Consider the following 14,945-nt stretch of genomic DNA (forward strand, 5'->3'; position numbering starts at 1 on the left):
TTTATCGGGATATAAGTGTTGCTCCTGTACCATTACAATCGACTGGCGGTGGGCACATTTCACCTTTGTTTTCTGGTTTCGCTGTGATGATAAATCCTTTAAATTCACCATTCAACTTAAAATCTGTATAATAATCCTTGTGTATACTTGCGCTGTCCCTGGTAGAAACCATGATCAATGTATTGTGGTTCCAATACGGTTTTATTGGTACATGCGCATCTGACTTTTCATTATACACACTGTCATAGGCTGCATAATAAAAACGGATTCCGTCACCACCTTCTGCTTCAATCTTCTTAACCAGCGCTTTTAGCCTTTCAATGCCAAACCAGACAGCCCTGGTGTCCTGTATCTTCTTATTTACAGGTTTTCTGTTTACTCCGGCCGGATAAATCGAATCTATATCGATTGCTCGTGGCTCGTAGTTTTTTACGTATTTCTTTGCCTGGGCAACTGTCAGTGTATTATCTGTGCTGTTATCATCGGGATCCGTGTTGTTAGAAGGTTTATCGGAACAGGAACAGAAAAAGCAAAGGCCTGCGATCAGGGCGGAGTAAATAATTTTGAGAGACATTAGAGTTATTATATTTAATTTGAAAATCAATACAAGTTAGCTGTTTTGCAAATTTGTTTTACTGCTATTAATAGATTTTCTTTGTTTTCTTTGAATCGTCCGGGCAGGGTTTTTACCCATTTTTTTACCGGGGAAAAGATCTTCGATCTCTGCTACATATATTTTTACATCGTCCAGCACAAACAAAGGCTGGGGGGATTCATTATTGGTAGGGTTGGAATAAAGAGTGGCCGAAAATACGATCTGTCCATTGTTACACACCGGATTGTTTATAGAAAACCAGTTCAAGATGTTGTCATTTAAGGAGTTGCAGGCAATCCCCGTTCCATCAATATCCTGTTCATCAAAGCTGGTAACGGGAATGAGTGCGATAGGGAGGGTAATGAGCGTATCCTTTTTTTCGCCTGCCGCGATTGTATACCGGTATAAGATTAGGATTTTAAGGAGGGTTGGTGCGATTGTGCCATCCGGAGATGCAATCAGCTTTAAAAGTAGGTCACAAATGAAATTCTTTAACTTTTTGGTCTGACCGGTGGACTGTTTGAGTTGAATGTTTTTTTTCATGTCTGGTTCTCTTTGATTTTAGCAAGCTAAAGATCGTCGCCTTCTTTTAATCTTAACAGGCTGATAACTGCTTTTTTAAAGGTGTTTTTATGCTTGTTTTTATCTTTACTTTGTTGCGAACGTTTATTTTTGAATATGAAAAGGTATTTTTTGAGTTTTCTTTTGACTATTTACAGCTGTTGCATACTGGCTCAACAACCGGCCATTATTCCTCAGCCGGTATCCATACAGGTTCAGGGAAATATGCCGGGATTCCAGCTTCAGGATGGCACGGAGCTGTTTGCAGCCGATTCTCTGGTTAGAAGTTCGGCATTTCTATCTGCTTACCTGAAAAGATACCATCAGCTGAATTTGAAGCCAGCAGCCGCAGAACAAAATGATGATGTTTCCCGCATTATATTAGAAGTAGGTAACATACCGGGTGCCTTTGAAGATCAGTACCAGCTTCAGGTGCAGCCGAAGGTAATTCATATCAGGGGTAATTCTGCGAAGGCTGTTTTTTACGGCGTACAAACGTTAATACAACTATTTCCTCCTGTAGATTCGGCCGAAATATCAATTCCAGCTGTGGAAATAATAGATTATCCGCGTTTCAAGTATCGGGGAATGCACCTCGATGTAAGCCGGCATTTCTTCGATATTACTTTTGTGAAACAATATATTGACTATCTCGCTCTGCATAAGCTAAACTATTTTCATTGGCACCTGACCGATGATCACGGCTGGAGAATAGCTATCGACCAATATCCCAAGTTAACAGAGGTTGGCGCATGGCGTGACGGTACAATCATAGGATTATATCCAGGTACAGGGAATGATGGGATCCGTTACGGTGGCTTTTATACAAAGGATGAGATCAAAGAGGTTATCCGGTATGCGGAAGATCGTTATATAACTGTTGTTCCGGAAATTGAGATGCCGGGACATGCAATGTCTATCCTGGCTGCTTATCCGGAATTCGGTACCAATCCCGGGACTAAGACGCGGGTAGCACAGACCTGGGGAATTTTTAATAAATTTAATAATGTGCTGCAGCCTACTGATCAGACGTTTAAATTTCTGGAAAACGTGCTGGGTGAGGTCATCGAATTATTTCCAGGGCCCTATATCCATATAGGAGGAGACGAATGTGCTAAAATCTGGTGGAAGCAATCTGCGCTGTCTAACCGTATTGTGCAGCAAAACGGGCTTAAAGATATGAATGGATTACAGAGTTACTTTGTAAATAGGATTTCAAAGTATCTGGCTTCAAAGGGTAAAAAAATGATTGGATGGGACGAAATTCTGGACGGCGGACTTGCTCCTGATGCTATTGTAATGAGCTGGAGAGGAGAAGCGGGGGGAATAGCTGCAGCGAAGAAAAAACATCAGGTCATTATGACACCGGAAATGAAGACTTATTTTAATCATGCGCAGTTTCTGAAGGAAGATTCTTTGACAGCCGCGAAATTGACCACATTAGAAACTGTTTATAATTACGACCCAATTCCTGTGGGATTAAATCCGGCAGACGCCGCTTACATTATTGGTGGTCAGGGAAATTTGTGGTCTGAATATATCAGTAATCCTGCTAAAGCCGAATACCAGTTGTTTCCCAGACTGGATGCTTTAAGTGAAGTGCTCTGGAGTCCAAAAGAACAGCGTAATTACACAGATTTTCAGCTCCGTTTAAAAACACAGCTCAAACGATACGAACTAATGGAGATTAATTTCAATAAAAAATATCTGAAGTAAGGGTCCGAAAATATCTGCTAATTGGCTAAATTTCTCTATTGCTAATGTGGTTTAGTTGCTGTAAATTGTTTAGCTATAAGGACATTCTAAAAAAAAATAAATAGCTAATATAATGGATAATAGAAGATCGTTTTTAAAGAAAGCTGGTTTGCTTGGTACTGCTACAGTACTGGCCACGCCTTTATTCAGCGAGGCAATGGAATTATTTAGTCCTGCGCGTAAGGTGCAGGAAATTGGGTTACAGTTATACACTTTAAGGGAGCAGCTTGGTAAAGACCTGAAAGGTACGATAGGTAAGGTTGCTGAAATAGGATACAACCATGTGGAGACTTTTTATAATTATCGTGCCGGTGCTCCGGTTGACCTGTGGGGGCAGAGTGCGGCTGAATTTTCTGCACTGCTAAAGAGTTCAGGCCTCAAGACATATAGTGGGCATTACCAGCTCAATGATTTTCTAAGCCCGGGGAAAGGTGATGACACCGCACTTAAGGCACAGCTGGAAATTGCTTCCGCTTTGGGGCAGCAGTATTTTGTTGTTCCTGTACCACCCATGGGAGCCAGTCTGGATAAAATGACGAGTACCGATTTTAAATTTATGGCTGCCCAGTTGAACAAGGCTGGCGAACTTTCTGCAAAGTCAAAGATAAAAATGGGTTATCATAACCACTTCTGGGAATTTCGCACACTTGAAAATGGTGAAAAGGGTTACGATATCCTTCTGAAGGAAACTGACCCTGCGCTGGTTACTTTTGAAATGGATTTGTTCTGGATAGAAAAGTCCGGTGTATCTCCTGATGCTTATTTTAAAAAGTATCCTGAAAGATTTGCAATGTGGCATGTAAAAGATGTGGATAAAGCCAATACGGCCAAAATCACCGGAGGTAAACTAGATACTACCTCATCTATGGAAGTTTTAAAGGGAATTAGTTATACAGAAGTAGGAACCGGAAGTATTAATTTCAAAGAGATCTTTACGCATCAGCAGCAAGCTGGCTTAAAGCATATTTTTGTTGAACAGGATATGATTAAAATTGATCCTTTCGTAAGTATCACGGATAGCTACAATTTTGTTAAAAAAAACCTGGTTTAAATTCTGAATGAACCGCGTTTACTCTATTTTAAACGCGGTTCATCAATTTATCTGTATACTACTACAAAAAAGTTAACAATGAATGCTGACTAGCGGTGTGTATGTCCCTCCAGACGCGGTTTATTTCCGTTTCCTTCCGCGCCGCTTCTAATCCGCAATATGGATATAAGGTATCAGTTATTTGCCTGGAAATATGGGCAAGTTTACGGCTGCTCAGACTCACTGCATCCAGTAGTTCCTTGTCAATTTTATTCTCTTCTGTTAACTGTAACCAGCTGGCATCAAATGTTGTATAAAAATTTGTTCTGGCTTCCTTTAATGCCTCGCTGCAGCTACTGAGCTCTGTTTCAAAGAATTTAACCTGGTCCTGTGTATATCTTTTTAGTCCTGATCTGGAGCGGAAACTGTCGGCAGCCAGTGTTAAAAAATGTGCAGACATTCCGGCGCTGTTCACCGCAAGGGTAGTTTCGGCCATCTGTAAGAAAGGGTAGTCGAACCCAGGGCTGTTTAGTTTAATGTTTTCGTTGATCTGGAATGTTCTGTTAGCAGGAACCTGAAGATCTTTTACTTCAAATGCATGGCTTCCGGTCGCTACGAGCCCGAAGTATGACCAGCCGGGTACGAGTTCAACTTCTTCTTTTTTAAGTATAAAAGAGCGGATTACCTGGTTTCCGGCGTCATCTTTAAGTGGATTATGGTTGTGGTCGAGTAGCTGACAGTTGGCCGTAAATACCGTGGCGTGTAAAGCTCCACTGGCATATTTCCAATAGCCATTAATTGTATAGCCAGTTTCAGATTCAACTGCCGTCCCACCTACAGCCCCGCTTCCTGCAAAGCAGACTTGAGGGTCAGAAAATATTTCTGCCGCCAGTTCAGGATCTAAGAAACCTGCAAACCAGCCCGCTCCGCTGCATAAAGTTACTGTCCAGGCTAAACTGCCGTCTTCTGCCGCCAATGCCTCTTCCATTCTGAGTATTTCCGGTAACAATAACTGGGGCCCGCCGTATGATGCCGGTAGAAATAGTTTAAACCATTGTTTGGTGTAAGCGAGTTCCAGTATGGCCGGATGAAGTTTACCTTGTTCTTCTGATAGGGCAGCGTATTGGTGTATACAGTCTTTTTCTTCTGTACTAAGCAAGTTAAACATGTGCTGGTTTTGGGGATGAATTCTTCTTTTTGATAATGCCTTTCCACTCTATAAAACCGAAAATGGCCACTATGAATAGTACGGTGGTGAGCACAGCGAACATTGGTAGTTTTTTATGGATAAGCAGCGGGATAGCGAAGAGGTTGGAGATATTTAGAAAGATCCAGTTTTCTATGCGCCTTTTAGCGAGTAACCACATTCCCGCCCATGCAGTAGAGGCAACAAAAGCGTCCCATACCGGAACATCTGAATCTGTAAAATGATTCAATACCAGGTACAGGATAATAAAACCTCCGGCTGAAATGAGTATCGCAGTGGTCAATTCGGCTCTGTTGCTCCAGTCTGCCTGAAGCTGCTGTTGTTGTTTACGACTTCTCCAAAGGATCCATCCATATACACTCATGACAAGGTAATAAGTATTTAAAAGGGTTTCGGCATACAGTTTCGCCTCAAATAGAAGTGTCATAGACAACAGTATGGAGATAATACCTGTAGGGTATAGCCAAATGTTGTTGCGTTTGGCCAGCAGAACCTCTGAGATGCCAAATCCTACCGCAAGATATTCCAGTAAACTGGTTTTCATAAGCTGTTCGAAAAACAGCGACAGCCATTCGTGTAAATTCATGTTTCAATGCATTAGTTTTATTCCAATCATATTAAGGTAAGTTGGAGAACCAATGGCTTACCTTTCCTAACCGGCATTATCCGGTCGAGGTTCTGCGGGTTTGATCTCAGCCTGATAGTAAGGCACCCCGAGGTTTAAGAAATCTTATAATTTCTTCTGGATAAAGGTATAAATGTTTAATGAAACTGGAAAGTGTTCTCTGGAATTTACCTCCGGATGAGATTCTGCAGGCCCTTATTTAGGGCGAAAGAACGTTTTTAAAGCTGAAATAGTCTGTCAATTATTAAAAATTAATCAATAGGCAAACAATTTGGTGTATTCAGGCGTAGTGTTAAAAGCATCTTTTAGCCAATGGTTGGTTTAAAGTATAATCCTAACACTATGAAAAAATTTTCAACTCTTACTCTAGTTGCACTTTTGATTGCAACTTTTTCAGCACATGCCCAAATTCAGAAAGGGAATGTATTCGTCGGCGGTAATTTTGCCAACCTTAATCTTGGTTTAGATAACCCGAGTATTTTCAGTGTTGATATCACACCAAAAGCAGCTTGGTTTATTCAGGATAACGTAGCTGTCGGTGGATACGTGAATCTCGGATTGAAAACTCAGAAAAACAGTGCAACCACTACTAATTACGGAGTGGGTGCTTTAGGTCGTTATTATACGGGTAAAGACGTAGAGGTACTTCGTCACGGACGTTTCTTCGCAGAGGGAACTGTAGGTTTTGGTGGAGTTAACGTAAGTAAAGGTGGTGGTAAGACGAATGGCCTTAACCTTGGTGTGGGTCCAGGTTTTGCATACTTCATTACGCCAAATATCGGATTGGAAACTATGCTGAAATACAATGGTCTGGTCGGCTTTGGTAACTCCACAACTCAAAATAATCTGAACCTTTCTTTCGGACTTCAGATTTATCTACCGGGTGCAGGTACAGCGAATAAAGTTAAAAGAGACGCTGGGATATAATATCATAGCCTCTAAATTAAATAAACAAATAAACCTGTACTGGTAATTCCGGTACAGGTTTATTTATTTAAGACGTATTTGAAAGTCAGGATTTGCCTGCCATCTCAATCTGCATTTCCAATACCTTATCAATAACCATACTGACTGTTCCTAAAATTCCGGCATCGTTGCCCAGCTCGGATAAGATTACTTTGGTGTTTTCTCTAATGGCCGTCATACTGTAAGTATTAACTGAATGGAGTATGGGAATGGTTATATATTGTTTTGCAGCAGCTATTTTACCACCCAGAATAATTACTTCCGGATTAAACAGTTGAATTAAAGTGGCTATTCCCCTGCCAAGACTAACGCCGACCTCCGACAAGATATTGATGGCATATTGATCGCCTTTATTTGCCGCGTCAATAATGATTCTTGGTTCTATGGTCTCGATTTCCTGGTCAGATAATTGATTCAGAATGGACGACTTGCCGGATTGAATTCCTTCTTTTGCCATTCTTGCCAGTGCTATGCCCGAAGCAACTGTTTCCAGGCAGCCGCGTTTACCGCAGTAACAAAGCTTACCATCTTCAACGAAAGGAATATGACCGATTTCTCCGGAGAAACCTTTGGATCCGGACCGCAATTTGCCATCCATAATAATACCCAGACCAATACCCCAGTCCATTAGTACGAGTAATGCATCACTCTTTCCATATGCCAGGCCATACCGGCATTCTGCTATTGTAGCACTTTTTACGTCATTTTGTATAAATACAGGATAACCGAGTTTACGCTGCATTAGTTCCTGCAAGTTATCTTCTGGTCCGGGAATAAGATAGGTGTAATTCTTGCCTGCCCTTGAATCTACAAGACCAGGCATGCTCATTCCAATGCCGATTAATTTACGGTGATCAAATATTGCCGATTTAATTAATAACTCGATTGCTTCAAATAGACTATCCAGTGATTTAAGATCCGGAGTTATTGTAATATCATGTTTTACAGGCCCGGTGATGTAATTACAGTTATTGTCCAGCACGGCCATTCGTACTTTAAATCTTTCTACATCAATGGAAAGAATATAATAGGTGTCGTCTTTTAAGCCAAAAAGTTCTGGTTTTCTTCCGCCTATAGAGGCTCCTTTACCTTTCTTTTCCAGAATATTCTCCTCCTGCAATTCCGACAGCAAGGCCAGGGAGGTGGGAGAGCTAATGCCTAACAAAGTAAAGAGTTCTGCATTAGACTGTGGTCCGAAGTCGAAAATATTACGAATCAGTTTGAGTTTGTATAAATACTTTTTTCTTTCCGTTTTGCTCATCTCCTGAAGTTGTTCTTCATTCATAAGCATGATTTTTCCCTTCGGATTTGATTGCATATGGCGGCGTCAAAATTTTCATCAATATACTAATAAATACAGTTTACTTATATTAAAAATTAACTAAAGTAATAGACTTATAATAAAATTTAATATAACTACTATTTTTAATATCAAAAAATACAAAATTTTAGAAGGAATTAGAATAAATATTAGATAACTTAGTGTTACGGTACCAGCGCGACGAAAATATCCGGAGGATGGGGCATCTAGGGGGATCCCTGAATCCGGCGCTCTGGCTTTTAAAATTCAGACTAATTTTTGATGTAGTGCAGCACATGTTTGTTGTAATACTCTCTCATGCTGAATAGTTCACCTATCAGGAATATTAAAATTGCCGGTACGATCAGATATTCAGAATAATCTGTTCTATAGCAGAGGTAGGTGAAAACTAATATCAGACGTACACATTCTAAATCGTATATCCATCTTCTCTGCTCCATTAATGCCCCGCAGTTTACAAGTGTAATTAATAGGACACTGGCAATGAAAAGATGATCTGGAAGAGACAGTTGCTTGTAAAATGCAGTGATGATTGCCAGAAATATAATGCAGCCTGCGATCTGATAGTTGAGATAGTTGCTAAACCGGAAACGATACTCGGTGTGGTTTTTATGTTGCAGATATTTTCTCTCCAGCTCCGGCCGTATATCCTGATCAAGTAATGCAGGGCTGCCAAAAATAATCTTTAACTTTTCTTTAAAGCCGCCGGTCCGTTTACAGGCCGCTATGATTTCCAGGAAATAATGGAAATGCTGCCATAGAAGGCTGTAACTCTTTACCGGGTGTGTTAATCCGTATTTAGGGGGTTCTTCTTCTTGCATATACGTCCCAAACAGTTTATCCCAAAAGGTAAACACGTCTCCATAGTTCTTGTCGAGATATTTTTCATCGCTGGCATGATGGATCCCATGCAGGGAAGGCGTAATGAGAATATGCTCCAGCCAGCCGAGTTTGCCAATTACCCGGGTATGGGTAAAAAACGAGTAGGCACCGTGTACAATCAGGATAGTGACCACCATGTCCGGATGAAACCCGAGGAAAGGAATGACGCACCAGAATACATTTCTGACCAGAGATTGAAAAACGGTAATCCTGGCGGCGACAGTCAGGTTAAATTCTTCAACTGGTGATGCACAATATGAACTGCCCAAAATAGATTTATTTCATGACTTAACCGATGATACCAATACCAGACCAAATCTGTTACTAAGATCAGGATTGCCCACATCCACCAGGTATCTGGAATTTTGAATAGCGCATAATTAGTGTATATCCACGAAAACACACCGTAGAAGCTGGCTGTTAGAAATAGATTGAGCAAACGTTCTGCAATACCTACACTGATATTGGCAATGGAACTTTCATATTTGAACAGGTGGGGTTTACGAATTTTCTTCGCAAGCAGAAACTCCAGCCAGAAAAAGATAAGAAAAGCGGGGATCGTAAATACAAGAAAATTGAATTGCATCATAAAAATGAATTAAATGGGGATAGATAGATAAGACTACTAAATTAGTAGACTTTATTCTATATCCCAAATATTTCCTCTTTTTGATTCGTTATGATGGTTTTAAAATGGAGATTGTACTTCCAGGACTGGCTTATATTTAACTAGTTCTGCATAGAGGTCGTCTTTTTGAAAGGGCTTACCCAGGATGCCATTCATTCGGTTCTCCTTCACCAGCCGTGTAAGTTCTGCGTCTACAGATCCTGTAAGTGCAATTATAGGGACTTCTGCCTTGCGGTGGTTTTTGAGTTCTCTGATTTTTGCGGCAGCTGTAAATCCGTCCATCACTGGCATCTGTATGTCCATTAGTATAAAGGTGAAATCATTTACAAGATGCAGGTTAATTGCTTCCAACCCATTTTCTGCAATGTATATCGGAATATTCCAGGTGCTGAACAATTTTTTCATCCATAAGACATTCATCGCATTATCTTCTGCAAGCAGAACTTTATGCAGACTTAAATTTTCTTGTAAAAAATCGGGCAACAGATTTGCCGGCTGTTCTAATCTGGTCGCATAGGTGTAAAGAATATCAAATGTAAATTCTGAACCTTTTTCTGTTTCGCTAACAAGGTTTATTTGTGAATGATGAAGTTCAAGTAACCGTTTTACAATCGCAAGCCCCAGGCCTGTCCCTCCAAACTGGCGGGTTGTAGTATTGGATTCCTGAATATAGGGATCGAATATCGATTGTTGCCTGTCCGTACTGATACCGAGTCCGGAATCTTTAATCTTAAACCGGAGCAACGCATCTTTTTCGGAAGATTCGAGTTTAGTTACACTGACATCTATTCCACCTTTAATAGTGAATTTAATGGCATTGCTTATTAGGTTACTGACGATCTGAAGTAATCTGGTTGGGTCTCCCTGGACCTCCTGCTGCCGGAATTCTTCGGGAATAGCTAAGTTCAGATATAGCTCTTTTCTGAGTGCTTCCCGTCTCAGGCCAGCGCATGAACTTTCCATCAGCTGAGAGAGATTAAATGGAATTTCTTCCAATTCCACACTGCCTGACCCTATTTTGTTGAAGTCAAGTATATCGTTAATAAGCGAAAGCAGGCTTTCTGCAGAAAACTTAAGAATGTCAAGATTTTCCTGCTGATCGGCATCTTTATTCTGTGATTTAATTAATCCGGCCATGCCAATTACTGTATTCAGTGGATTTCTTAATTCATGGGAGACGGTAGAGAAAAAGAGAGTTCTCGCCTGATTGGATTTTTTAAGCTCCTGGTTGTATACTTCAAGTTCGGCATTGAGCTCCCTTTGTCTTTCCATATTGGAATACATGATATGGCGATAATAATAATGGGCCATAAAAATGATAATGAAGTTTAATATTATCGTTGGCAGCTGGCTATAGAGTGGCATATAGGCCGGACTTACACTAACTTGAATGTGATTAGTACTGTAACTATACAGAATGACAGGGATTGCTGCCAGTGAAGAATAAATTAATCCCCACCATCCTTTCAGGCCGTAAAAGCTCCACATACAAATCATGAAAATATCCTGCATCAGAATAATGTTCAAGTGGCTGTTAAATAGTAGGATAGATACGTATATAGTGAGTAAGGAACTTATTAATGCGAAATTTATCAGGGTGTCCAGATAGGCTGGCCTTGAAAGAAGTAACTTAAGAATAATGGTTGTGCAGATGAAACCCGCGGCACATAAGAGTATTCCAGGAAGGTTGGACTGTGTGATGAACACAGGAAGAACAATTCCGATTTTTAAATAATTGAATAAGAAGATATAGTAAAAAACCGTGATTCTGGCATGCTTGATAGGATCGTTTATCAGTTGAAGGGTCTTCTTTAAGGACCAGTTAGATAATGGGAGCTTATTTGGCATGGCTGCGGTTTGGGTATAAAGATATTAAAAAGGACTGTCCGCAGACAGTCCTTTTTAATTAGACGTTTTCCATACCATATTGGCGGAGTACATCGTCCGGAACCCCGGTCCATTGATTTGGAACGTTTCCGGCATAGCCAAGATCTTTAACACCTATTTCGCTTGTGAAAAAACCAGTAGCTGTCAGGTTTCTCATTCTGTTAAAGAATGCAACTCCCTGTTCCATACCTGGTTTAGCTTTCTTAGGATACGCAATTGCATCTAACATCTCCAGTTGTTGAGTTTTGGATGCGTCTTTGAAAGTATTCTGGTATAAATTAAGACATTGCAAATCAAGCCATTTAATTCCACCACGCATGGGCGTCTTATGAGATGGGATATCCTTTACAATAAACTCTATAAAATCCGGAACTTTTGCATCAAGTGCTCCTCCTGATTTCTCGTCTTTAGGTATAATGATATCAGCCAGAATGGAAATTGTAGCCATCTCATGCTCGTCGAAAAACTTCTCGGCATGTAATTTCTGGTCTCTTTCTATTTCGAAGGTCTCACGACCCGGCTGTGCGGCAACTTCGCCGTCTTTTAATTCTTCTTTTCCATCTGGACCTGTTTTACATGCTGCCAGTAAAACGGATGTACTGATTGCTGTTAGGCCGATGGCTTTTAGTGATTCACGCCTGTTCATTGCTTTTAGGTTAGAAAATTAATAATGTGTAATCGATCTTAGCTAATGTTCAATTTTTGCTTTTGTGCAAGGATATATTCTGCAGTTCTCATCGATAAAGCAAGAATTGTCCATGTCGCATTTTTGTCACCCTGCTGTACAAATGGAGCTGCATCTACCACAAAAAGATTTTTGCAGTCGTGTGCCTGACACCATTTATTCAATGCAGATTTTTTAGGATCATCGCCCATTCTTACTGTACCAACTTCATGAATGATTTTTCCAGGTGCTTCAAGTCCGTAATTTGTCTCAGGACCATGAATTTTGGAGGTAATAATACCGCCCATTGTATGGAATATCTCCTGGAAAGTTTCCTGCATGTGCTTAGCCTGTTTTACCTCTTCATTTGCCCATTGGTAATTGAAACGTAATACAGGAATACCATATTTATCTACTACACTTGGATCAATTTCACAGTAATTTGACTCTCTTGCTATTGCAGTACCTCTACCAGCCATACCTACTGAAGTTCCGAAAAAGCGTCTGTAATCATCTTTTAAAGATACACCGTAACCACCAGCTTCTTTCATCTTTCCGTCACGTCCGGGTACTCTGTCATTCATGCCTTCCATACCGAAACCGAATCCGTAACCTGGCATATTCATGCCACCGCCATATTCGATATGGTAACCTCTTGGGAAATCCAGTTTTTTATTATCTAACCACCATGGAGAATAAATGTGTACACTACCTACACCATCTTCGTTATAGCGTTTACGATCCATTAATTGTGGCAGGAAACCGCCCACGCTTGCACCGGTAGAATCATGCAGATACTTACCAACTACATTGCTGCTGTTCGCTAATCCATTCGGATGTGCAGCTGATTTAGAGTTTAGTAATAAACGTGCCGACTCACATGCACTGGCACCAAGGATTACCACTTTACCTCTAACCTGATGTTCTTCTAAATTAGTTTTGTCTACATAAGATACGCCAGTAGCCAGTCCTTCTTTATTTGTCAGGACTTCGCGAACCATTGCATTTGTAATTACAGTTAGATTCCCTGTTTTTACCGCTGGAATTACCAGGCAGGAAGAAGAAGAGAAATCTCCGTAAACTTTACAGCTTCTGCCGCACTGTCCACAGTAGAAACAAGGTGCACGGTCTTTATTATTCGGTAATGCTTCTGTTAACACAGATCCACGTCCCGGAATAACTTTTACACCGTTTTTTCTTGCAGCTTTAGTTATAAATAATTCGTTAAGTCTTGGTTTTGGTGGTTTCATGAAAATTCCGTCCGGTTCACTTTCGATACCTTCTGCAGTACCGTAGATTCCGATCATCCGGTCGATTTTATCATAAAAAGGTTTGATTTCATCGTAGGTAATTGGCCAGTTATCTGTCAGGCCGTCTGTAGGTTTGAAATCTTCAGGTCCCATTCTCAGTGAAATACGACCCCAGTGATTAGTTCTTCCACCCAGCATTCTTGATCTGAACCAGGCAAATTCTGAATCATTTTTTTGCGTATATGGCTCACCGTCGAGTTCCCATCCCCCATAAGAGGCATCGAAATCTCCGAAAGGTCTGGTTGTACCGGCACCACGTCTCGGTGATTCCCAAGGCCATTTCAGTTGTTGCGCGTCTATTCTTGGATCAAAATAGGCACCGGCTTCAAGCATTAGGACTTTTAATCCTGCATGCGCCAGTACGTATCCGGACATGCCGCCCCCGGCACCCGAGCCGACAATAATAGCGTCATACTCGACGTCTGACTTTTTAATTTGAAATTCGTTCATACTCCTGTATTGTTAAAAGGTTTTAGCTCCATTTGGCGGCCGTAATTTAGCATAAATTTTAAATAATTAAAATCGTAATAAAGAGGATACAAACCAAATAAGTCGCATTAATAATAAAAAAGGGCAGGAGAGTTTGAGAAAACAGAAAGATCGGAAACGAAAAAACCTTTTCATTCATCATGAAAAGGCCATTTGATCATTTCACACAACAGTGCCCGTAAGCATTGTTCCGTTAGACGTTTTTATTGTATTTTTTTTAATATATGATTGCAGGGCAAGCTACTATGAATTTCCCACAATCGACAAAAGACAAGAAAGATGTGGTTGTTATAAAGTACCTCCAATAAGCGTATAAATTTTGGAGGTACTTCATTTTAGCAAATAATCAACCCTTTTTTAAGGCTTAATATCCGAATAACTGGTATTTTGATACTTAGCATCGAGATCATCTCTGAACTTTTTTGCTTTATCTACCCATTCGGGCGCTTTGTCTTGTAAATCATCTACGATTGACCTTCCGGTATGATCTTTTTTTGTGATGTATTTAATAGCACCGTATACTGCGGCGCCAATTAATGCTGTTTTTAATAATCCCATATTCATCTGATTGATAAACTTATAACAGGGGATGTATAAAAAAGTTTGGCATCACATTTAAAAATATATATGCCGTTGATTAACCGGAATTGATAATTGGTTCCAGATCTTGTAACTCAGCTTCGGTGAATAATCTGGAATGAATTATAAATGCCATATCCAGAGTTGATTCCAGTGAGAATCCGGCTGCTCTGCCTGGCATCACGTCTAATGTAAGATGGGTATGCTGCCAGTAAGCAAACTGATCAGCAGCCATATAGAAATCACAACTTTCTATTTGTCCTATCTTTACATCGTTGGAACCGATCAGAAACCCACCTTTTTCAAAACAATGCGGATAGGATCCTTCACAGCAGCCTCCGCTCTGATGGAAGAACAGTTCGCCGTATGAATCTTTTAATTGCTGTATAACGGCTGCTGCTGCCGGGGTTACAGCTATTCTTGAGTTGCTCATAATCAGGTCTGTT

13 protein-coding genes, 1 pseudogene and 1 riboswitch are annotated in these 14,945 nt (G+C 40.5%); of the genes and pseudogenes, 3 read left to right on the plus strand and 11 right to left on the minus strand.

The window, feature by feature from the left end:
• Position 1: 1 nt before the first annotated feature.
• Both BLR53_RS04550 and BLR53_RS04555 read right to left on the minus strand, forming a co-directional pair.
• Entirely contained in the window at positions 2-574 is a 573-nt protein-coding gene (locus BLR53_RS04550; RefSeq protein ID WP_037443602.1) for a hypothetical protein, read from the minus strand.
• A gap of 36 nt (positions 575-610) precedes the next feature.
• The gene (locus BLR53_RS04555; RefSeq protein WP_074587640.1) at positions 611-1,138 is read right to left on the minus strand and encodes a hypothetical protein; all 528 of its coding nucleotides are present in this window, start codon (positions 1,136-1,138) and stop codon (positions 611-613) included.
• A gap of 135 nt (positions 1,139-1,273) precedes the next feature.
• Between BLR53_RS04555 and BLR53_RS04560 the strand changes: the two genes are divergently transcribed.
• Positions 1,274-2,872 carry a beta-N-acetylhexosaminidase gene (locus BLR53_RS04560; protein ID WP_037443598.1) on the plus strand — a complete coding sequence of 533 codons (1,599 nt, stop codon included), beginning with the start codon at positions 1,274-1,276 and terminating at the stop codon, positions 2,870-2,872.
• A gap of 112 nt (positions 2,873-2,984) precedes the next feature.
• Positions 2,985-3,962, plus strand: coding sequence for a sugar phosphate isomerase/epimerase family protein (locus tag BLR53_RS04565; RefSeq protein WP_074587642.1), 978 nt, complete (start codon positions 2,985-2,987; stop codon positions 3,960-3,962).
• Between the two features lie 61 nt (positions 3,963-4,023).
• Here BLR53_RS04565 and BLR53_RS04570 read toward each other — a convergent pair whose 3' ends face one another.
• Both BLR53_RS04570 and pnuC read right to left on the minus strand, forming a co-directional pair.
• Positions 4,024-5,109 (minus strand): acyl-CoA dehydrogenase family protein, encoded by a 1,086-nt coding sequence (locus BLR53_RS04570; protein WP_074587644.1) that lies wholly within the window; start codon positions 5,107-5,109, stop codon positions 4,024-4,026.
• The gene (gene pnuC, locus BLR53_RS04575; protein WP_037443592.1) at positions 5,102-5,734 is read right to left on the minus strand and encodes a nicotinamide riboside transporter PnuC; all 633 of its coding nucleotides are present in this window, start codon (positions 5,732-5,734) and stop codon (positions 5,102-5,104) included. The genes BLR53_RS04570 and pnuC overlap by 8 nt, the downstream gene beginning before the upstream one ends.
• A 46-nt stretch (positions 5,735-5,780) precedes the next feature.
• A riboswitch (TPP riboswitch) is annotated at positions 5,781-5,874 on the minus strand.
• Positions 5,875-6,115: 241 nt separating this feature from the next.
• Here pnuC and BLR53_RS04580 point away from each other — a divergent pair.
• Positions 6,116-6,700 carry a porin family protein gene (locus tag BLR53_RS04580; protein WP_037443827.1) on the plus strand — a complete coding sequence of 195 codons (585 nt, stop codon included), beginning with the start codon at positions 6,116-6,118 and terminating at the stop codon, positions 6,698-6,700.
• An 85-nt stretch (positions 6,701-6,785) separates the two neighbouring features.
• Here the strand turns inward: BLR53_RS04580 and BLR53_RS04585 are convergent, their stop codons facing one another.
• From BLR53_RS04585 to BLR53_RS04615, 7 genes and pseudogenes are all read right to left on the minus strand, one after another.
• Positions 6,786-8,024, minus strand: a complete 1,239-nt coding sequence (locus tag BLR53_RS04585; protein ID WP_037443824.1) for an ROK family protein — start codon at positions 8,022-8,024, stop codon at positions 6,786-6,788.
• A 287-nt stretch (positions 8,025-8,311) separates the two neighbouring features.
• A pseudogene (locus tag BLR53_RS04590) lies at positions 8,312-9,531 on the minus strand (sterol desaturase family protein).
• 99 nt (positions 9,532-9,630) lie between these two features.
• Positions 9,631-11,418: an ATP-binding response regulator gene (locus BLR53_RS04595; RefSeq protein WP_051760173.1), complete on the minus strand. Its 1,788-nt coding sequence runs from the start codon at positions 11,416-11,418 to the stop codon at positions 9,631-9,633.
• A 58-nt stretch (positions 11,419-11,476) separates the two neighbouring features.
• Positions 11,477-12,103, minus strand: coding sequence for a gluconate 2-dehydrogenase subunit 3 family protein (locus BLR53_RS04600; RefSeq protein WP_037443590.1), 627 nt, complete (start codon positions 12,101-12,103; stop codon positions 11,477-11,479).
• Between the two features lie 38 nt (positions 12,104-12,141).
• The gene (locus BLR53_RS04605) at positions 12,142-13,881 is read right to left on the minus strand and encodes a GMC family oxidoreductase (RefSeq protein WP_037443588.1); all 1,740 of its coding nucleotides are present in this window, start codon (positions 13,879-13,881) and stop codon (positions 12,142-12,144) included.
• A gap of 396 nt (positions 13,882-14,277) precedes the next feature.
• A complete protein-coding gene (locus BLR53_RS04610; protein ID WP_037443820.1) occupies positions 14,278-14,478 on the minus strand; it encodes a hypothetical protein in 201 nt (66 codons plus the stop codon).
• 79 nt (positions 14,479-14,557) lie between these two features.
• Positions 14,558-14,932: a DUF779 domain-containing protein gene (locus BLR53_RS04615; RefSeq protein ID WP_037443586.1), complete on the minus strand. Its 375-nt coding sequence runs from the start codon at positions 14,930-14,932 to the stop codon at positions 14,558-14,560.
• Positions 14,933-14,945 lie beyond the last annotated feature (13 nt).

Source organism: Pedobacter antarcticus, assembly GCF_900103515.1.
In the GTDB taxonomy this organism is placed as follows: Bacteria; Bacteroidota; Bacteroidia; order Sphingobacteriales; family Sphingobacteriaceae; genus Pedobacter; species Pedobacter antarcticus.